This is a genomic window from Chitinophaga pinensis (assembly GCF_007896845.1).
Lineage (GTDB): Bacteria > Bacteroidota > Bacteroidia > Chitinophagales > Chitinophagaceae > Chitinophaga > Chitinophaga pinensis_C.
Map to the genome: position 1 here is coordinate 113,018 of NZ_VOHS01000012.1, position 20,557 is coordinate 133,574.

General features: G+C 45.7%; 20 protein-coding genes. 9 read left to right on the forward strand and 11 right to left on the reverse strand.

Annotated elements, in window-relative coordinates; all coding sequences use genetic code 11:
* The first annotated feature begins 388 nt into the window (after positions 1 to 388).
* The 4 genes from FEF09_RS14420 to FEF09_RS14435 all read left to right on the forward strand — a co-directional run bounded on the left by FEF09_RS14420 (position 389) and on the right by FEF09_RS14435 (position 4,447).
* Entirely contained in the window at positions 389 to 1,282 is an 894-nt protein-coding gene (locus FEF09_RS14420) for a DUF6089 family protein (protein WP_186774344.1), read from the forward strand.
* Between the two features lie 310 nt (positions 1,283 to 1,592).
* Entirely contained in the window at positions 1,593 to 1,913 is a 321-nt protein-coding gene (locus tag FEF09_RS14425; RefSeq protein WP_146305772.1) for a hypothetical protein, read from the forward strand.
* 154 nt (positions 1,914 to 2,067) lie between these two features.
* Positions 2,068 to 3,987, forward strand: a complete 1,920-nt coding sequence (locus FEF09_RS14430) for a menaquinone biosynthesis decarboxylase (protein ID WP_146305773.1) — start codon at positions 2,068 to 2,070, stop codon at positions 3,985 to 3,987.
* Positions 3,959 to 4,447 (forward strand): hypothetical protein, encoded by a 489-nt coding sequence (locus tag FEF09_RS14435; RefSeq protein ID WP_146305774.1) that lies wholly within the window; start codon positions 3,959 to 3,961, stop codon positions 4,445 to 4,447. Before FEF09_RS14430 ends, FEF09_RS14435 begins: the two co-directional genes overlap by 29 nt.
* A 188-nt stretch (positions 4,448 to 4,635) precedes the next feature.
* Here the strand turns inward: FEF09_RS14435 and FEF09_RS14440 are convergent, their stop codons facing one another.
* Positions 4,636 to 6,228, reverse strand: coding sequence for a peptide chain release factor 3 (locus tag FEF09_RS14440; RefSeq protein WP_146305775.1), 1,593 nt, complete (start codon positions 6,226 to 6,228; stop codon positions 4,636 to 4,638).
* Between the two features lie 109 nt (positions 6,229 to 6,337).
* Between FEF09_RS14440 and FEF09_RS14445 the strand changes: the two genes are divergently transcribed.
* From FEF09_RS14445 to FEF09_RS14455, 3 genes are read left to right on the forward strand one after another with little or no spacing between them, the layout of a single operon-like run.
* Positions 6,338 to 7,552, forward strand: a complete 1,215-nt coding sequence (locus FEF09_RS14445) for an ABC transporter permease (RefSeq protein ID WP_222596976.1) — start codon at positions 6,338 to 6,340, stop codon at positions 7,550 to 7,552.
* A 29-nt stretch (positions 7,553 to 7,581) separates the two neighbouring features.
* The gene (gene tsaD, locus FEF09_RS14450) at positions 7,582 to 8,592 is read left to right on the forward strand and encodes a tRNA (adenosine(37)-N6)-threonylcarbamoyltransferase complex transferase subunit TsaD (protein WP_146305777.1); all 1,011 of its coding nucleotides are present in this window, start codon (positions 7,582 to 7,584) and stop codon (positions 8,590 to 8,592) included.
* Positions 8,593 to 8,601: 9 nt separating this feature from the next.
* Positions 8,602 to 9,333: a tRNA1(Val) (adenine(37)-N6)-methyltransferase gene (locus tag FEF09_RS14455; RefSeq protein WP_146305778.1), complete on the forward strand. Its 732-nt coding sequence runs from the start codon at positions 8,602 to 8,604 to the stop codon at positions 9,331 to 9,333.
* A gap of 37 nt (positions 9,334 to 9,370) precedes the next feature.
* On the opposite strand, the gene FEF09_RS14460 is transcribed toward FEF09_RS14455, so the two are convergent.
* From FEF09_RS14460 to FEF09_RS14470, 3 genes are all read right to left on the reverse strand, one after another.
* Entirely contained in the window at positions 9,371 to 10,576 is a 1,206-nt protein-coding gene (locus FEF09_RS14460; RefSeq protein WP_146305779.1) for an NAD(P)-dependent oxidoreductase, read from the reverse strand.
* Positions 10,577 to 10,829: 253 nt separating this feature from the next.
* Positions 10,830 to 11,858: an alpha/beta hydrolase gene (locus FEF09_RS14465; RefSeq protein WP_261387491.1), complete on the reverse strand. Its 1,029-nt coding sequence runs from the start codon at positions 11,856 to 11,858 to the stop codon at positions 10,830 to 10,832.
* A gap of 86 nt (positions 11,859 to 11,944) precedes the next feature.
* The gene (locus FEF09_RS14470) at positions 11,945 to 12,793 is read right to left on the reverse strand and encodes an AraC family transcriptional regulator (RefSeq protein ID WP_146305781.1); all 849 of its coding nucleotides are present in this window, start codon (positions 12,791 to 12,793) and stop codon (positions 11,945 to 11,947) included.
* Between the two features lie 283 nt (positions 12,794 to 13,076).
* Here FEF09_RS14470 and FEF09_RS14475 point away from each other — a divergent pair, with 283 nt between their 5' ends.
* Entirely contained in the window at positions 13,077 to 13,655 is a 579-nt protein-coding gene (locus FEF09_RS14475) for a carboxypeptidase-like regulatory domain-containing protein (protein WP_186774345.1), read from the forward strand.
* 162 nt (positions 13,656 to 13,817) lie between these two features.
* Entirely contained in the window at positions 13,818 to 14,597 is a 780-nt protein-coding gene (gene xth, locus FEF09_RS14480; RefSeq protein WP_146305783.1) for an exodeoxyribonuclease III, read from the forward strand.
* Here the strand turns inward: xth and FEF09_RS14485 are convergent, their stop codons facing one another.
* The 7 genes from FEF09_RS14485 to FEF09_RS33025 all read right to left on the reverse strand — a co-directional run bounded on the left by FEF09_RS14485 (position 14,598) and on the right by FEF09_RS33025 (position 20,509).
* The gene (locus FEF09_RS14485; RefSeq protein WP_146305784.1) at positions 14,598 to 15,002 is read right to left on the reverse strand and encodes a hypothetical protein; all 405 of its coding nucleotides are present in this window, start codon (positions 15,000 to 15,002) and stop codon (positions 14,598 to 14,600) included.
* Positions 15,003 to 15,094: 92 nt separating this feature from the next.
* Positions 15,095 to 17,818: an error-prone DNA polymerase gene (locus tag FEF09_RS14490; RefSeq protein WP_261387492.1), complete on the reverse strand. Its 2,724-nt coding sequence runs from the start codon at positions 17,816 to 17,818 to the stop codon at positions 15,095 to 15,097.
* Positions 17,819 to 17,906: 88 nt separating this feature from the next.
* Positions 17,907 to 18,260: a PHP domain-containing protein gene (locus FEF09_RS33010; RefSeq protein WP_261387493.1), complete on the reverse strand. Its 354-nt coding sequence runs from the start codon at positions 18,258 to 18,260 to the stop codon at positions 17,907 to 17,909.
* 16 nt (positions 18,261 to 18,276) lie between these two features.
* Complete coding sequence (locus tag FEF09_RS33015) at positions 18,277 to 18,483, reverse strand: hypothetical protein (protein WP_261387494.1); 207 nt, start codon at positions 18,481 to 18,483, stop codon at positions 18,277 to 18,279.
* A gap of 184 nt (positions 18,484 to 18,667) precedes the next feature.
* The gene (locus FEF09_RS14495; protein ID WP_261387495.1) at positions 18,668 to 19,774 is read right to left on the reverse strand and encodes a Y-family DNA polymerase; all 1,107 of its coding nucleotides are present in this window, start codon (positions 19,772 to 19,774) and stop codon (positions 18,668 to 18,670) included.
* A gap of 1 nt (position 19,775) precedes the next feature.
* Entirely contained in the window at positions 19,776 to 20,147 is a 372-nt protein-coding gene (locus tag FEF09_RS33020; protein ID WP_261387496.1) for an ImuA family protein, read from the reverse strand.
* Positions 20,132 to 20,509, reverse strand: a complete 378-nt coding sequence (locus FEF09_RS33025) for a hypothetical protein (RefSeq protein ID WP_261387497.1) — start codon at positions 20,507 to 20,509, stop codon at positions 20,132 to 20,134. The genes FEF09_RS33020 and FEF09_RS33025 overlap by 16 nt, the downstream gene beginning before the upstream one ends.
* Positions 20,510 to 20,557: the final 48 nt, after the last annotated feature.

Sequence of the window (20,557 nt, forward strand, 5' to 3'; positions counted from 1 at the left end):
TTGAGGTGTTAAATGGTTCCAGTAGGTTTTTCTAAGGTCCACGCTGTTGTTTACTTAAACAATATTTTACATATTAGATAAATCATTAAGCGATAGTATCCTAATTTAAGCTTTTGGGAGAATATGACGAAAAAAAACGTGTTAACGACAAATGTTATTGAGTACTTTTTGCGTAGAGAAATAGAAAATTATTACTTTCGCGGCCTTCAAAACGGAAATATTTAACAATTTTTATTGATTTCCCGCGTTTGAATAGAACTTAGTACAATTATTGCAATTGTTCCGCCTGTTTACCCCTTATGCCTGCTGAAGTACCTCCGGAACGAGTCCGGACGGATAAAATCATGATCTTTAATCAATCCCTTTATTGATGCCAAAACTAAGTTTATTGAAGAATCGCTTATCTCGTGCTGCATGGAAAAGAGTTGTTGTTATTTTATTGATCTGTGCCCCTTTTAGCGGTTTCTCGCAATACTGGCAGGCAGGTGGTTTCATTGGTACGAGTAACTATAGCGGCGACCTTGTACAAACAAGAGTTGATCTCAAATACACCCGTTTTGCACTCGGTGTATTCTTAAAAAGAGATATCAATCGTTATCTGACAATCCGTGGAGGTCTTTCCTACGGAAGGATTGCGGGCGCTGATAGTACCAACAGAGACACTTTCCTCTTGAAGCGTAATCTGAGTTTCCGTTCTCCGATATGGGAAGGACAACTGGGCTTTGAATTTAATTTCCTCGATCTGGATGAGAAGAAGATCACGCCTTATGTATTTGCCAGCGTGGCTGTTTTTAGTTTTTATCCGACTACTAAAGACTCACTTGGTAATACCATTAATCTTCGTCCGCTTGGTACTGAAGGACAAGGTCTTGCAGCTTATCCGACCCGTAAGGAATATAATCTCCGCCAGATTTCTATCCCCTTTGGTGCGGGTGTGAAAATACTGCTGACGGAGAACTGGATTGCTGGTTTCGAATTTGGTTTACGTAAGACCTTCACCGATTATCTGGATGATGTGAGTCTTACTTATGTGGATAGAAATACATTGGTCAGAACGCGCGGACAAAAGGCTGCAGACTATGCTTACCGTGGTGATGAAGTACCTGTGGGAAGTCATGTAACACCGGGCACTTATCCGGAAGATGGTACGATACGCGGTTCTGATAAATATAAAGACTGGTATATGTTTACCGGACTAACACTCAGTTATCGCTTTGGTGGTGGCAGCAATGCCCGTAATAACTGGAGGAGACAGAAAGTATCACAGTGTCCGAGATTCTGATTGTAAAAGATTATTCTTTCATAATATTCAGCGGCCGCTTCTTCATCAGGAAGCGGTCTTTTTTTAAACAGGTATAAAAAAAATGAGCACGCTGAGAGGTAGAAATAGTTTTTGGCATGCTTCTTGAATTTTATCTACCAGACGGAACAAAAACAAACGTCGCCAACGAATACACATACTAGATATTAAAAAAAACCGTTTAATCACAAACACGAAACACCATCATCTTTATTTAAATTATTTAATCTAAGCGGACAACTATTCCAATCTAATTAATTTAATTTCCATCAACTACAAAATCGAACAACGTATGAAACAGATAGTATTAGTATTACTGCTGATAGGGGGAGGTATACTCGGTGCACAGGCTCAGGGAAGAAGAGGACATGGTCATCATGATGAATGTCGTCCGAAGAACTACAGAGTACACCATGGTCGTTGGGATGATTGCAACAGGGATTACAGAGGCGCTTATTATAGCTGCCGTCCGGCTCCGGCTCAGGTAGTGTATGTACAACCAGCTCCTGTAGTTTATGTACCTGCTCCACCGCCACCTCCACGTCCGAGAGTAGTATACCAGCGCTCTCCGAAAGTAGTGATCGCTACAGGTCCGATTGTAGTAGGGCTGTAAAATAATTGTTCCGAAAAGGCGGCAGTTTCCGGAAGGAAAGCACCTTACCCGGTTTTCAGCCGTCAGAACAGTGGAATTAAGGATGACGAATTACGATTGTGTGTATCTTTGCACCTATTGTAATTCGTCATTCGCATTTATAGCATTTAGAAATATGGCATATAAGCACCTGAAACACTTTATAGACACATTAGAAAAGGCAGGAGAGCTGATAAGGATCAAGACTTATGTAGACCCTAAGCTGGAGATCGCAGAAATTACCGACAGGGTAAGTAAATCGCCCAACGGAGGTAAAGCACTGCTGTTCGAAAATACCGGTTATGATTTCCCTGTACTGATCAATTCCATGGGTAGCTACAAGCGCATGTGTATGGCGCTGGGTGTACAGGAATTGGATGATGTGGCGAATGAGATCGAATCTCTGGTGAAATTATTATCAAAACCTAAAGAAGGTATACTCGACAAATTGGCCATGTTGCCTAAACTAGGTCAGTTTGCTTCCTGGATGCCGAAAGTTGTAAGCGGCCGTGGCGCTTGTCAGGAAGTGATTATGAGTGAACCGGATCTCAGCAAGATACCGGTTATGACGTGCTGGCCGAAGGATGGTGGTCCTTTCATCACCTTACCCGTTATTCATACAAAAGATCCGAACAATGGTACCCGTAATGTGGGCATGTACCGCATGCAGGTATTCGATAAAACCATGACAGGGATGCACTGGCACAAACACAAGGTGTCTGCGAAGCATTTCATGGAATATAAAAAGCTGAAGAAACGTATGCCGGTGGCGGTCATTCTTGGTGGCGATCCCGCGTATACTTATTCCGCTACTGCACCGCTTCCTGAAAATGTGGATGAATACATGCTGGCAGGTTTCCTGCGTAAGCAGAAAGTAGAACTGGTGAAATGTATCACGCAGCCTGAAATTGAAGTGCCTGCGGATGCTGATTTTGTGATCGAAGGATATGTAGACCCGGAAGAAGACCTGATATGGGAAGGCCCATTTGGTGACCATACCGGTTATTATTCACTGGCGGACTGGTATCCCCGTTTTCACGTAACGGCTATCACACACAGAAAAGACGCTATTTATCCGTCTACTATCGTAGGTATTCCTCCGCAGGAAGATGCATGGATAGGAAAGGCTACGGAAAGAGTTTTCCTTGCGCCTATCAAAATGACAATGGTTCCCGAAATGATAGATATGGAAATGCCGGTAGAAGGTGTGTTTCATAATCTGGTGATTGCACAGATCAAAAAGGATTATCCGGGACAGGCGCAGAAAGTGATGAATGCTATGTGGGGCGCCGGACAAATGATGTTCAACAAAATACTGGTAGTTGCAGATGAGCATACCAGTATTCAGAACTATAAAGAACTCGCGCAGTATGTATTTAAACATCTGAATCCGGCAACAGATATTTATCTGAGTCAGGGTCCGATGGACGTACTGGATCACTCCTGTTCTAAAATGGGCTTTGGCGGTAAGATGTGTATCGACGGTACCCGTAAGTATGACGAAGAGATTGAATCAGAACTGATCTCTACTAATCAGATCTTTAACCGTGATGGCGTCATGAAGCGTTTCCCTGAGATCAAAGACATCAATGACTCCCTGTTGAAAGAGGGAATTCCATGTATTCTGATATCTGTAGAAAAGGCGCGTCCGCTGCATATCAAAGAATTGAATGAGCAGCTGTACAATCTGCCGGATCTCAGCAATATCAAAATGGTATTGTTTGTAGAACATACCGTTGATGTACAGGATCTTGCGTCTGCACTCTGGCGTTTCTGTAACAATCTGGATCCCCGTCGTGACAGTTTCATCGTACGTCCTGCAGTACCAGGTCATCCGGGTAAAGTGGGGGCCGGTATTGGTATGGATGGTACTCTGAAAACCCGTGCGCTTGACAACTTTGAACGTGACTGGCCAAACATCATCGTTGCAGATGATGCTACCATCAAAGCAATTGATGAAAAATGGTCATCACTGAACCTCGGACCTTTCATTCCTTCTCCTTCTCACAAATATAAACCTCAGATGTATGGAGAAGAAGCAGTTGTTCCGCAATAGTTTACTTATCATATTTCTCCTGTGCGCGGCCTTTACGGCAGGCGCACAGGTACGTCTTTCCGACTTCCGGTATATAGATAATATGGAAGGGTATTGGACGATGAAGACCAAACTCGGTATTTATGCTGAGAAATGGAAGAGGGTGGATGAGCATACCTGGAAGGGGAGAACCATGCGGCTTATAAAGGGGGACAGTACGAAAGTGGATGATATGCGTCTTTTCCTTGAGGGAGATGGCATCTACTTTACAATCGCTGCGGTAAGAGATAGTACAGGCGAGCCGGTTCGTTTTAAATTACGTATATTGAAGTCCGTTGGGTTTGTTGCGGAGAATCTGCAAAGCCCTTATCCGCAGAAGATCATCTATCGCTGGAAAGATACAAAGCACATGGATGCGCATTTTGAAGGCAAAGACGGTCGGGTTAGCCGTGAATTCATCATGCAGTATACAAAGCAATAACGCAAGTCTCATTATTGAATTCCTTATTGCGTAAATCAAATTCCCAAATGCATAAATAAGTAACGCAAAGCTGGTATAGCTTTGCGTTATTGTTTTACATACTAAGGACAGTCTGCAATTGTACTTCGATTTGAGTTGGTCGTACAATTACTTAATACGCCGCTCCTGATCACAGGAAGCGGCTTTTTTTATTCTACCTGTTTGTGTATTTCTGAAGTGAAATGGAACTGAATATCAGGATTGTTTGCACGTTCTGTATTCAGGTACCACTCGGACTGCGCGAGATATACCAGCAGACCATCCTTATCTTCCACGATGTTGGATTGTTTAAAGCGGATAAAATCTTCTACTTTCTGCTTGTCACCGGTGATCCAGCACGCTTTGAAGAAAGGTAGTGTATTGAACTGACAAGACGCACCATACTCCTGCAGCAAACGGTATTGGATTACTTCGAATTGCAGGTCACCCACACAACCGATGATCTTACGGTTACCATTATGCTGGGTGAACAACTGTGCTACACCCTCGTCAGTCAGCTGACGTAAACCTTTTTCCAGCTGTTTGGTTTTCATCGGATCCTTATTTACGACCTCCTTAAACAGTTCAGGAGAGAAGCTTGGGATACCGGTGAAATAGAATTTTTCACCTTCTGTCAGGGTATCACCGATTTTAAAGTTACCGGTGTCAAACAGACCAACCACATCACCCGGATAAGCATCATCTACGATGTTTTTTTCACGGGCGAGGAAGCTATATGGGTTGCTGAAGCGCATGTCTTTTTCAAGACGTACGTGTTTATAGAATTTATTACGCTCGAAACGACCGGAACATACGCGGAGGAAGGCGATACGGTCACGGTGGCGCGGGTCGAGGTTGGCGTGAATTTTAAAGATAAAACCACTGAATTTCTCTTCTTCGACCTTTACTTCACGGGTGCTGGCTTCACGGTCACGCGGTACAGGTGCGATTTCCACGAAGGTATCGAGGAGGTCTTTTACACCGAAGTTGTTCACGGCGCTACCGAAGAACACAGGCGCCATTTTACCCTGCAGGTAATCGGTATTGTCGAAGGTATCGTATACACCTTCGATCAGTTCCACGTCATTTCTCAGCTGGGTGGCATCCTGTGCATTGAAATGTTCGTCTATGTAGCTGCTGCTCAGGTCACTAAGAGGGACAATGTCATCGTCAGTGGCTTTTTTATTGGGCGCAAAAGATACAAAGCTCTTATTATAAAGGTTATATACGCCTTTGAAGTCTGTACCCATATTGATAGGCCAGCTCAGCGGGCGTACACGGATGCTCAGTTTTTCTTCCAGTTCGTCCAGCAGGTCGAATGGGTTTTTACCATCACGGTCCAGTTTGTTCACAAAAATGATCACCGGGGTATCACGCATACGGCACACTTCCATGAGTCTTTCGGTCTGCTCTTCCACCCCTTTAACGCAGTCGATCACGAGTACGACACTGTCTACCGCTGTCAGGGTACGGTAAGTATCTTCCGCGAAGTCCTTGTGACCGGGGGTATCCAGCAGGTTGACCAGCATATCCCTGTACTCAAAGGTCATTACGGAAGTCGCCACGGAGATACCACGCTGGCGTTCTATCTCCATAAAGTCAGAGGTCGTATGTTTCTTGATCTTGTTCGACTTAACAGCACCTGCCGTCTGGATAGCGCCCCCGAACAGGAGGAACTTTTCCGTCAGGGTTGTCTTACCGGCATCCGGGTGGGCGATAATGGCGAATGTCTTTCTTTTATTGATCTCGTTTGCGTACTTCATATAGTTTGTGACCGAAAATGTGTGCAAAGGTACGTAATTGTCACGTTTAATCATTAATTTACATGTATCTATGATTGCCACGATCAAAATTTTATGGAACAGCCTGAAAATGGCGGTTCTGGAGCTGCGGGTAAATAAACTCCGCACTTTCTTATCCCTGTTGGGTATCACCATTGGTATATTCTGTATCATCGCTGTACTTACCGCTACAAACAGTCTGGAAAGAAATGTCCGCAGTGAGGTCGAAACCCTCGGCAGTGATGTTGTATATGTACAAAAATGGCCATGGGATGGTGGTCCTGATTTTCCGTGGTGGAAATATGTGAACCGGCCTTTGCCGAAGTTTCAGGAACTGGTACCTATTAAAGAAAAAGTGCAGAGTGCGGGTCTGTCGGCTTTTGCTTTTTCTTCCAGTGCCAAAAGGGTAGAGTACAAGGATGGCTACATGGAGGGAACGGAGCTGTTTGCTGTCAGTGGTGATTATGAGAAGATTCAGGCTTTAAAATTCCTTTCGGGCCGCTTTTTCGCCGGTAAGGAAAATGAAAATGGGGCCAATGTGGCTATTCTGGGTGCTAATATCTGGGAGGGGCTCTTTGGTACTTCTGATAAGGCGATGGGTAAGACGATTGCTGTAGCTGGTCGTCCGGTGAGAGTGATCGGTACTTTGAAGAAGAAGGGGGCCAGTCTGGTAGATGGCATCAACTATGACAACTGTGTGATTGTACCATATGTATTTGGCCGTACCATCGTGGATGAACGCCGCTTTGCGGATCCATTTATTCTGGTAAAGGCGGCTCCCGGAGCCACCTTATTACAGCTGAAGGATGAGCTGAGAGGGGTAATGCGCAGCATCCGCCGTTTGCGTCCGAAAGAAGAGGATGATTTCTCTTTGAATGAGATCACTGCTGTTAGTGGAGACCTGAACAAGGTATTTGGTATGGTCAATATGGGCGGCTGGCTGATTGCGTGTTTCGCGCTGATCGTAGGTGGCTTTGGTATTGCCAATATCATGTTTGTGACGGTAAAGGAACGCACTAACATCATCGGATTGAAAAAAGCGATAGGCGCCCGTAAGAAGGTGATCCTGATGGAATTTCTGCTGGAATCCATGATCTTATGTATGATGGGTGGTTTGCTGGGCTTATTGCTTGTGTTTTTAACGACTGTTGCGGTAAACAGTTTACATTTCTTCGAATTTACCCTTACACTCAATAATATCATCCTCGGATTAACTGTTTCCTCTGTTGTAGGTATCATTGCAGGCTTCATCCCGGCTTATCTGGCATCCAAACTGGATCCGGTAGTGGCTATCCGTAGCAATTGATAAGGCTATAATTTCCTACCTTTGCGGGCATGTCTGTAAAAATACTGGCCATAGAGTCATCGTGTGATGAAACAAGTGCTTCCGTACTGGTTGACGGAAAGATCCTGTCTAATTTTATTGCCAATCAAACTATTCACGAGCAATACGGTGGCGTCGTGCCTGAACTGGCATCCCGCGCGCATCAGGAAAATATTGTCCCTGTGGTCGATCAGGCGCTGAAAGTGGCCGGGATACGCAAGGACGAACTGAACGCCATTGCCTTTACTCAGGCGCCGGGTCTGATCGGTTCCCTGTTGGTGGGTAGTTGTTTTGCGAAATCTATGGCTTTGGCGCTGGATGTTCCGCTGATAGCCGTGCATCATATGCAGGCGCACGTGCTGGCTAACTTCATTGGTGAAGAAAAGCCTTCTTTCCCATTCCTTTGTCTGACGGTTTCCGGTGGTCACACCCAGATCGTTCGTTGTGATAGTCCGCTGCAGATGAAGGTGATCGGAGAGACACTGGACGATGCTGCCGGTGAAGCTTTCGATAAAAGTGCCAAATTGCTCGGTCTTCCTTATCCCGGTGGTCCGCTGATCGATAAATACGCCCGTGAGGGCAATCCGGACAGATTCAAGTTCCCCGAACCGCAGATTCCGGGTCTGAACTTCAGCTTTAGTGGTCTGAAGACCTCTATTCTTTACTTCCTGCAGGAGCAGCAGCAGAAAGATCCGCAGTTCGCCGAAAATAACATGGCAGACATCTGTGCTTCTATCCAGCATCGTATTGTCAGCATTCTGATGAACAAGCTGGTGAAAGCGTCCAAAGAAACCGGTATCAAAGAAATCGGTATCGCCGGCGGTGTAAGTGCTAATTCCGGTTTGCGCAATGCATTACAGCAGTACGGTGAAAAGTATGGCTGGAAGACCTACATCCCGAAATTCGAGTACTGTACTGACAATGCTGCTATGATTGCCATGACTGCATGGTACAAATATCAGGCAGGTGAGTTTGTAGGACTGGATGCCGTTCCGGGAGCCAGAGCTGGTTTTGAACATTAGTAAGTACCGATGCCCAATCACTATTTCAGTTTCAAGCAATTTACCGTATATCAGGACGCCTGTGCGATGAAAGTCTGCACAGACGCCTGCGTGCAGGGCGCCTATACGGCTGCCTGGCTCCGTGAGCAATCGCCTGTCAGCCGTATACTGGATATCGGCACAGGAACAGGTCTGCTTTCTTTGATGCTCGCCCAGCAATCTGATGCTGTTATCAGCGGTATCGAACTGGATCCGGCTGCCGCGGCTCAAGCCCGCACCAATTTTGAGGCGTCTCCATGGAAAGAGCGTTTACAGGTGATAGAGACTGATGCCAAACAACTGCCTGTAGGCGACCTATATGACTTCATCATCACGAATCCTCCATTTTACGAGGGAGACCTGAAAAGTGTTAATCAGCTGCGTAATCAGGCGATGCATGCCACTACACTGGACTATAGTGAGCTGTTGCAGGTCATTGATACGCATCTGTCAGCGGAAGGCCATTTCTCCGTATTGCTGCCATATGGGCCATTTGCAGACTTTTCTGCATTGGCGGATACAGCAGGATTCTCCCTGCAACAGGTATTGCACGTAAAACAGAGTGAACAACATGATTATTTCCGCAGCGTGGGTATTTTCGGCAGGAGAGGGGCTGTTGCACAGCCGTCCTCTGAACAGTTAATGTCGATACGTGAAGCGGACAAGAAAACGTATACCGCTGCGTTTATAAAATTGCTAAAGCCTTATTATCTTTTCCTGTAAAGAGTAAGTAAAGACATGTGCATAGTGCCTGATCCCCTCATTCTCCTTCACTTACATAATCGCTTAAATACTCAAACCGTTCTGTCAATCCACCTTTCTCCGCAATGGTCGCATTACGGATGGTCACACTATTCTCCTGTTGTAATTCGTCAAACACATACTTCATCAACTGATCCCCGAAATACTGCGATGCATCCCGTGGCAGTTCATTAGGAAGATTACTCACGCACATCATATCCAACGTATCCGGCAAAAAAGGTGCGGTACGCGCCCTTGTCTGTTTGTCTACACCATATACAGGATCGTCAATGCTGGAATCGCCCAGATTGGATGGAATTGAACCATTGGTATCATCAGTAATATCTGCAATCACCTTGATACGGAAGTTTTCTTTTGCAAGATCATTCCATGTGAAGAGTGGTGGTATACGTTCATCCCAATAGATACCATTCATAAGGATATCGGTAGCAGTTACGAAAGGCAGAAAACGGCAGTCGTACTGTTCAGGATGCAGATGGAAGTCTTCTCTGCTATAGGTTTTATCTGTTTTCCGCAGATACAGTTCGCCTGCTTTCAACTGCGTATATACCGGATAAGCATAGCTATTGATGAGATATTCTTCAGGTGGAATATATTTAATTCCCAGCAGCCCCATAACTTCCAGTGTACCCGCAGCGACGCGTCCGGATCCGGTAATGACAATCTTTAAAGGAGGCAGTTTGGCTCCAAAATAATGATTGATCAGTTCTTTAAAATCATGGCAACGATGTACGGGCACAAGGTTATAGCCCCCTGTTTTCTTACCGTAGGTCAGCAGACCGTTGTGCGCGCCAACGACACCGGCAAAGAAGCCAAACCCCAATATACGCGCACCGTCTGCATGCACCAGGCATTCATAATCTATCAGCGTGATCTGTTTCTCAAGGATCGTCTGTAGCATGTGCCTGTTATGAGGCTGTTTCTTGCGGGTATGCGAAAAGAAAAGATATGTTTTTCCGGGAATCAGTTTATCTGCCGGTACTTCCTTGATACCTAACAGCACCTCACAATGGGAGAGGTCTTCGGAAAGCGGAATCCCGGCGGCGGCATATTCATCATCTTTAAAGCATCGCCAGGGAGAAGGCTGTACGCTGATGCGTACCTGTGGATGATGTTTGATGATCCACTGGCATTGTTGTGGCGTAAAGGCAACTCTGTTATCGTGTGGCTGTTTCTCTTCCCGTATAAGACCGATGTGTAGCATATCTGGGTTTTGGTGTAACCAAATATAACACATATTCGTATTCATTGGAAGTACCTGCGGATGAAGTGCAGGTGAGGTCGTTATTAACGTATCCGCCACCACTACTGACTAATGATGCAACGATAATTTCAATAATTCTCATGAGAATCTCCCTGTTGCCGGTATGACTAAAAAAAGATCCGCCCTGACAGCGTATCAAACCACTGTCAGGGCGGATTCCCTCTTTATTAAAACCTCACTTATTTAACCTCAACTATTTTAAATATGCTTTTAATTCATTGCCCGCCTGTAACATTGCAGAACGTGTAGAAGGATTATCTGCGATAGGATTCAGCAAACCATAATCATGGATCGCACCGTCATATCTTACCAAAGTTACATTTACACCTGCTGCATCCATTTTACGTGCGTATGCTTCACCTTCATCACGCAATACATCATTCTCTGCAACTTGTACCAGTGCTGGTGGTAAGCCTTTCAGCTGTTCAGCAGTCGCCTGTAAAGGAGAAGCATAAATTTCTTTTCGCTGATTCGCATCTGTTGTATAATTATCCCAGAACCATTTCATCAGATTTTTTGTCAGGAAGCGCTGTTCTGCATACTGATTGTAAGAACCTGTTTCGAAGTTAGCATCTGTTACAGGCCACAGCAGCACTTGCAATTTAATTGCCGGACCACCTTTCTCTTTCGCCATCAGTGCAACTACAGCCGCCATGTTGCCTCCTACGCTATTACCCGCTACAGCCAGACGTTTGCTGTCTACATTGATCTCTTTACCATTGGCGGCTACCCATTTGGTCGCTGCATATGCCTGATTGATCGCTACCGGATAGTGTGCTTCTGGTGAAGGTGTGTAGTCAACAAAAACTGCTGCTGCTCCTGAACTTACTACCAGATCGCGTACCAGACGCAGGTGAGTTGGGAAGTCGCCCAGTACCCATCCACCGCCATGGAAGAACATAAACACCGGCAATATACCTTTAGCTGCTTCCGGACGAACAATATGTAATTTTACAGTCTGACCGTCCTGTGTGATTGTTTTTTCAGTAACACTGATACCTGATATATCAACTTTTACGCTCTTCTGCGCACCTACCAGTACTTCGCGGGCATCTTTAGGAGACAGTGTTTCCAATGGTGCACCACCGCTGTTGTTTAATGCATGTAAAAACGCTTTCGTGTGTCTGTCAATGTTAGGATCATTGTCCGGATTTACGTTCTGTGCGAAAGCGCTTGCACTTAATATACTGGCAACTGCGAGAGAGAGTATTTGCTTTTTCATTTTCTGTGTGTTGATTGTGATCATTTAATTTGATAACACAAAACTACGGCAGTAAATGAGGGCGATCAATGCACGAATGACGACACTTATTGTACTTTTTCTCCTTCAGTGTATTTTTTTCTGAAAAGAAGGGGAGAACTCTCTGTCTGATTAGTAAATAAGCGTACAAAGTACGCCGGATCCTCATATCCCAGCTTGTAACCGATCTCTTTTACACTCAGATCAGTATGGATTAACAGGCGTTTAGCTTCAAGGATAATCCGGTCCTTAATAATATCATTAGGGCTTTTCGCACTGTATTTAGATATTTTCTTGCTGAGCGCCTTCGGGGTAATACTCAGCATATCAGCATAATCGGCTACATTATGGTGTTTAATATAGTGTGCCTCTACCAACTGACTGAACTTCCGCAGGAACTCTACCTCCTGTGTGGCACTATTGTCCGCCATGTCATTCGTTTTCTTCCACATACGGGTAGAACGGATGATCAGCTGTTTCAGAAAGATCCTGATCATTTCTTCTGTACTGCTTTCAGCACTCACAGCCTCCGTCTTTATCTCTTCAAGAATGTGTCTGGTCTGACGGGAGGCCTCTCCATCCAGATATACAACCGGGACATCATATACATTATTATATAGTAAACCATCACAGGCTACCTCCGCATCATGTATCTGGATACAATAAAAATCACGATTATAATATAATAAGGTGCCCCTGCCGGCACACTTGTACCACTGTCCGTCTTTAATAAAGAAAAGTGCGTCCTTTTCCAGTTTATATTCTTTAAAGTCCACCATCACTTCCGATCCGGCCTCCATAAAGAGTACTTTGATAAAAGAATTATACTCTTCATAGAGGATGTCATCTGCCGTTTCAGCATCAAAATCTATATATCCGAATTTCTTGGAGAAGAATTGCTTCAATACATTTTCCATATAACAAATGTATCGCCTTTTTTAAAACAAGCTACCCGTTTAACGCTGTTAGTGCCCGGAAACCGGGGTGTCCCATCCGATATGGCCGTCCTTCCTGAATTACAGCGAATTAGGTTTTTTTTATAATAATATTTGCAAAATCTATATCTTAGCGGCTTCGTAAACACAATTGCACAGCCCAACCCCTAATAGAAAGACCTAAAAGCCCATAAACAGAAAGCTTTAAAAACCATATGCTAACCAACGATTAAGTATAATGAGAATCGCATCATCAGTATTGACTATGGCATTCGTATGCCTTGCAGGGATTGTTTTGGCACAAAGGGGACCAAAACCTCCAAAGATCCTCTACCCGGAATTCGCTTTTGATTCCTTAACCGCCCGCGAACAGCTGAAAAGGGGGAAGGGAACGATCAAGGGTATTGCCTTTACAAAGCCTAAGAATAATTTTGGCGTTAAACCGCTACTGGCTGAACGTATTTATGCTACCAACACGAAAATTGTGTTGTTTCCCGTAACTCCTTATTTCGACGCATGGCTTGCACTGCGTAAGAAAAAAGAAGGTAAGCACACCTACGTGTATATGTCAGATGAAGCCTTCCGCTTCCGCCTGGAAACAACGACAGACAGCTATGGCAACTTTACCTTTACTGAAATGAAGCCCGGTAGATACTTTCTGCAAGCCATTGTAGGCTGGTCAACCAGTCATTCCAGAAACGTGTATACTGGAAGTGGTTATAGCGGCTACGGTCGTACGGATTACTACACGCCTGAATACTACAGTATTAGTCACTCCGACAGGATAGAAGAATTCGTAGAGATCAAGGAGTCCGGAGAAGTCGTTTCAATTAAATTACATTAACAGTCGCTTGCTACCTGCATCCCTTTCCGAAAGAATGGGATGCAGGTATTTTCTATGGCGCTGATCTGATGAGATAATGCTAAAAGTGATAAATTGCAGCCTGCCCCTTAACCGGCATGATTTTAATAGCAATATCCATCATTAAACACAGATCGATTCGCCATGAAAATAGCCACGTATAATGTGAATGGTGTCAACGGACGCCTGCCTGTCCTGCTTCGCTGGCTGGAAGAGTCCGCACCCGATGTTGTCTGTTTACAGGAACTGAAAGCGCCACAGGAGAAATTTCCTGAACAGGCGATCAGAGATGCCGGTTACAATGCTATCTGGCATGGGCAGAAAAGCTGGAATGGAGTGGCTATCCTCGCCCGTAATTTGCAGATAGAAGAAATACGAAGGGCACTTCCCGGTGATCCTGAAGATGTACACAGCCGGTATATTGAAGCGGTGATCAATGGCGATTTTATATTAGGATGTCTTTATCTGCCTAATGGTAACCCTGCGCCGGGGCCTAAATTCGACTATAAACTGAATTGGTTCAAACGGCTGACCGCCCACGCAAAAGAGCTGCTGGCACAGGATGTGCCTGTAATTCTTACCGGCGACTATAATGTCATGCCTACTGAACGCGATGTATATAAACCGGAACGCTGGGTCGATGATGCCCTGTTCAGACCGGAAACCAGAGCCGCGTTTAAAGAACTGGTAGAACTGGGCTGGACAGATGCTATCCGCAAACTCTACCCCGAGGAGAAGATCTATACCTTCTGGGACTATTTCAGAGATGCCTACGGCCGTAATGCCGGTCTCCGTATTGACCACTTCCTGCTTAGCCCGCATTGGGATAAACGCCTGAAAGCAGCCGGTGTAGACCGTGGTGTAAGAGGATGGGAAAAGACCAGCGATCATGCGCCGGTATGGATTGAAGTAAAAGGGAAGTAGTTACTGTCTGACAGCCAGCATATGTATTTCCACTAAAGCGCCATTCGGGTCTTTATAACCTACGACGAATTGCGAACTGTCCAGTTGCATCACCTGCAATTCCAGAATACCTTTTGTTTTATTATCCGTAATAGTCAGCACTTTAGTGGTGGAGTCATATTGCCATACCCCCTGATCCTGTTTACCTTGTCCGACTGACAAAACGCGTTTGTCTTTGAAAAAAGTCATCCTGTAGTCCTCCTGCTGTTTCGAAGGTGGCTGCTTTTTACCATTGTCTCCGTAATAGGCTAACTTCCATTCTTTTGCGATCAGATCGGTAAAGGCAAGGGGTGTTTTATCCTGTGCACTTCCCTGAGATCCGATACCTAAAATTGAGGCGAAAAGCAGAAAAAAGGTCTTTTTCATAGTTAACATGATATAAGTCTTCTTAAGCATATATCCTGCCAGATTCCCTCAGCAATAAAGAATTAACATTGGGCCCCATGGAACAGCTCTTCCTACCTGAAATTCCTCGCTCCGGGTAATTTTAGCTCCTCCGTACCTGCCTTTATTTCAGCCTGTTTCACCGTTGTTTCTTCCACTACCGTCATCTGCTGCAATAATCTGTTCAGATTATAACACTGTCTCACGACCACATGCACCACCTCACCTTCGCGCTGCATTTTCCCTTCTACCATCAGTAATCTGGCCTGTAATATCTCTTTACGGTATTTTTCGAACAGCTGATTAAATACCACCAGATTCGCACAGCCCGTCTCGTCTTCTATAGTGATAAAACAAACACCACTGGCAGTACCCGGTCTTTGCCTTACTAATACCAGTCCGGACACTTTTACAGGCATCCCGTCCGGGATGGTCGCGAGATCTTTCACCGCCGTTACATGCAACAGACTAAGCTTTTCCCTGACAAAACTGACAGGGTGGGCTTTGAGTGATAACGCCATTGCATTATAATCCTGTACCACATGCTCCGGCGCAGACATTTCCGGTAGCCGGACCGCCTGTTCTACGGTGCTCTCAGATGCTTGTCCGGTAAACAGACCAATAGGCCGGTCGTGTAATGAGGATATTTCCCATAAAGCCCTTCGTCTGTCAAGACCAATAGACCTGAAGGCGTCCGCATCAGCCAGTTTTTCCAGTGCCGTTTGTGATACCCCTGCTTCCCGCAAAGCGAGAATGCTGGTAATGCCTTTTTTCCTCGCGGATAATAAGACGGCCATTTCTTCCTGATTTAAGCCTTTTACCTGCCGAAAGCCTAATCGCAATGCGTGGGGAATAGTGTCCTTTTCTTCCAGTGTATTATCCCAGAAAGAATGATTAATATCCACCGGTCTTACTTCCACATGGTGTGCACGGGCATCACTCACGATCTGCGCTGGCTGATAAAAACCCATCGGCATACTGTTCAACAAGGCACCAGCGAAAACATCCGGGTAATAACACTTGAGATAAGAAGAAACGTACACCAGCAAAGCAAAACTGGCAGCATGACTTTCCGGGAATCCATAACTACCAAAGCCCTTCAGCTGCTTAAATATGCGTTGGGCAAAATCAAGTTCGTAGCCATTAGCTGTCATCCCGTCTATGAGTTTTTTCTCAAACTTTTCAATGACGCCATTCAGTCTGAAAGTAGCCATACTACGTCGTAGTTCATCTGCTTCTGTAGGAGTAAAACCGGCCGCCTTAATGGCGATGTTCATGGCTTGTTCCTGAAAGAGGGGAACGCCGAGTGTTTTCTTCAGGATATCTTCCAGCTGAGGCGGATAATCGGGCTTTTCCTGCCCGTTCCGCCGGCGTAGATAGGGATGCACCATATCGCCCTGAATAGGTCCGGGACGGACAATGGCTACCTCAATCACGAGGTCATAAAATTCTTTTGGTCGCAAACGTGGCAACATCGACTGCTGCGCACGACTTTCAATCTGAAACACGCCAATCGTATCCGCATGACTGATCATTTCATATACTGCAGGATCATCTTCAGGAATATTCGCCAGAGTATAATCCTTGCCATAGTACTGTTTTACCAGATCAAAAGCCTTTCTGATACAAGTCAGCATCCCTAGTGCCAGCACATCGATCTTCATAAATCCCAGCGTATCGATATCATCCTTGTTCCACTCTATACAGGTCCTGTTTTCCATACGGGCATTCAGTATCGGACAAAGCTCATGCAGTTTTCCCTGTGTGATCACAAAGCCACCTGTATGTTGTCCTAATTGCCGTGGGAATCCCATCATCTGTTTCGTCAATGCCAGCACTTTTTTCAGATGTGGATCTTCCGGATTCAGACCATGTTCAAGCAGCCGTCCTTCATCAAACCATTCATCTGTATAACGCCAGATGGAAGTAGACATCCGGTTGATCGTATCTACGGATAATCCCATCGCTTTCCCCACATCTCTGATAGCGCCTTTCTGATGTTGTTGTGTAACGGTGGCTACGATAGCAGCCCTGTCCCTGCCATATTTGTTGAAGATATATTGCATGACTTCTTCTCTGCGCTCATGTTCAAAATCTACATCAATATCCGGCGGTTCATTACGGGCAGAAGAGATAAATCGTTCAAATAAGAGATCAATTTTTGTAGGATTCACAGATGTGATGCCCAATACATAACATACTGTGGAATTAGCTGCAGAACCACGTCCCTGACATAAGATGTGCTGACTCCGGGCAAAGCGTACAATGTCATGTACCGTCAGAAAATAAGCAGCATAATTCATCTCTTCGATGAATGTCAGTTCATAGGTGATAGCTGAAGAAATCTTCTCCGGAATATCATCTCCAAACCTTTCTTTCGCACCTTCCCATGACAAATAGGTCAGCTCTTCCTGTGGTGTACGGCCTTCCGTGGTCAGTTCCTCCGGATATACATATTTCAGACTCTCCAAAGTAAACTGGCAAGCATCTGCAATACGTCGCGCGTTGCTGATCGCTTCAGGATACTGACGGAATAGCCGATGCATTTCTTCCGGTGTTTTTAAATGCCTTTCTGCATTCTGATGTAAGCGAAAACCGGCATTGTAAATCGTACATTTTTCCCTTACACAGGTCAGGATATCCTGTAGCTGTCGTCGTTCGGGGTGATGATAATGCACGTCATTGGTAGCGACCAGCGGAATGTGATAAAGCTCTGATAATTGCGCAAGGCGGTAGATCTTTTTATGATCGTCTCCCAGATAGGAACGGGTTACAGACAGATATAACTGCTCTCCCAATTTATCCTTGTATTCTTTGAGATCCTTTTTAAAAGAAGGTTCGAAATCAATTTTGCATTCAGTTGTTCGGGAGGGATGGCTATAAAAATCAAACCTGTTGCGTAGGCATACACATCTTTTTGTAGAGATGGCAATCTCCTTTTTCAGCCCGTAAATTGCCGGTGGTCAACAGGGACGATAACCTGCTATAGGAAGCCTGATCAGTAGGGTAAGCTAACAGGGAGGGTCCATCCTGCAAATCGAGTCTGCAGGCAGGAATGATCCTGATTCCTTTTGCTTTGGCGGCAGCATGTGCCCGCACAATACCTGCCAACGTATTCCTGTCTGTAATAGCAATCTCTTTATAGCCATATGCTGCCGCCTGATCCACCATCTCATCCGGATGGGAAGCACCGCGCAGGAAGCTGAAATTGCTGGTCACCTGTAATTCTACGTACTGCATATCTCTTCACTTTTCTCTAGGCAAAAAATCCATGAATAAACCATTGTGACTGCTCACCGGAATAGTGTCCGGACCGGAACAGCCAGTAACGTCTTCCTTCTTTATCTTCTACACTGTAATAGTCTCTGTGTTCTCCTCCATCCAGCCACCATTCTCGTTCTATGCGTTCTGGTCCGTCCGCTCTTCTGATCTCGTGCAGTTTCCCTTTGTAACGAAACAGCATAGGCGGATAATCAGGTATAGGGGCTGTGACTTCGATTGGCTCCGGTTTGGCGAGTAATTGTACCGGCCGGGTTTGTCCGTCCGCCAGTTGGTAGCCGGCTGTTCTTCCAGAGATGGCGTCTGTTTAATAGAGCGTTCCGGCCAGTAATGTTCCTGTGGCAGATAACGTCTGATGCTGTCTGCACCTACTTTCCCGCCAGTTTGTCCAGTAGTTCTGCTACAGCTGGATTGTTTAATCCCGGGCCTGCTGTCCAGAATGATTCCTGTGCGGCGGATACCTCTTCTGTCTGTTCCGCTTCCAACGTAAATAGTTCTATACCCAATGCAGGTTCTATGGTAGCAATCTTCAGCTCAAACAGTTTGAAAAGATGCTGTACATGATGTGAAGCCCTGCTGGTGCCGATGCTTGCCTGCACCATCCTGTTATCTGTCCGGTATCCTTTCAGCGTAGCGGTACGCAATCCTTTTCCTTCCTGTTGCAAGCGCCGGCATAACTTCTCCAGTAAGGTCTGAATAGCAATTTCAATCCCCGTAGCGGTACGTATAGGTTCCAGACAGGGTAGGCGTTCCTCATAGGGGGATGGTGGAAATAGTGGCTGTATGCCTTCTATTTCATATCCCAGAGCCTGACTAAGGCGGGAGAGTAGTGCAGGCCCGAAACGACGGCGTAATATCCTGCCCGGCATTGTCATAAAACTGCCGATCTGATGTAAGCCCAGTTTATGCAGCCGGTCCAGCAGTTCCGGTTCCAGTCTTAAGGCGGCTGGTGGCAAGGGATGCAGAGCGGCTGCTTGTTCACTGCTTTCAATAATGGGTTTAATCCTGCCATAGCGGCTGACTGCCCATGCAGTACCAATGGTATCTGCGATAGCCCCTCTTACATCATATCCGATCGCACGTAGTTTGGTAATGATCTCCCGCAGGTATTCCCGTTCTCCTCCCCATAGATGGGCACAACCGCTGATGTCGAGAATCAGTCCGTCCGGCAGATCAACTGCTACCAACGGTGTATAGCGGATGCACCATTCTCCGAGTGCTTGTAATAATTGTACCTCTTTCTCAGGCAGCTCATCAAAGACCTGTAATCCCGGTACGATCGCTTTTGCATCAGCAACCGGCATACCATGGCGGATGCCTTGTGTTTCGGCGGGAATATTCGCAGCAGTGATGACCATTCTGCCATGTACAGGTGCTGCAAAAACAAAAGGGATGTTTTGTAATTCCGGCTGACGCCGGGTAAGCCAGTCCGTCGTTAAATGACGAAACCATATCGTAAAGAAACGTGCCGGCATATCACCCTGCTTTTAATTGATGTACGGGCACATTTTTATTGGAAGACGGCTCCTGAAGAATGGTATAACGGCCTTCTGACCATTCCATTTTCCATACCCCATTCCGGCCGTTTCTTACTTTCAGCAGTTCTATCTGCCAGCGCGGATACCCTACTCCGGGCATATCATTTTCCATTGCACTGGGTAATGGTGTGATCTGCCATCTTGCTGCGGAGGCAGTCGTACCTACGCTTCTGGAAGAGGTCCGCAGAATGAAACCGGTCACTTTACTTTGTTCTACAGCCAGTTGTAGTCTGCGTGATTGTGTAAATCCTATCTCCGGTAATTCTGCAATCACCGCAGCCAGCCCATCACACTTCAATGCTTCTTCCAATGCCCAAAGCGCATCTTTTGTACGTTGCAGATCAACAAAACGACCCTGTGCGGTTCAATACCAAATGTCTTGAGAGAAGGAGGAAAGAGTGTTCTGGAAACGCTTATCCAGATACAGGCACCGCCAAATTGCATAAGAGAGCCGGTCAGTGCACTCACAAAACCGGCAGTAGCTGCCGCCTGTTCTGTCAGCGGACAAAGGAATTCATGTATCGCGCCGGTAGGAAAGACGCCATTCGGAAAGGCAGTATTCACCGGACCCAGGTCTATTACAGGTGCATTATCCTGCTGTATGGATCTGTATCCCTGCAATCGGAGAATATCCTTTTGCAGCTGAGAAATAATATCTGCTTTTTCTGGCATGGCTGATGCTGATTGCTACGAACAATCTGTTTGTTTGCGACTAATTTA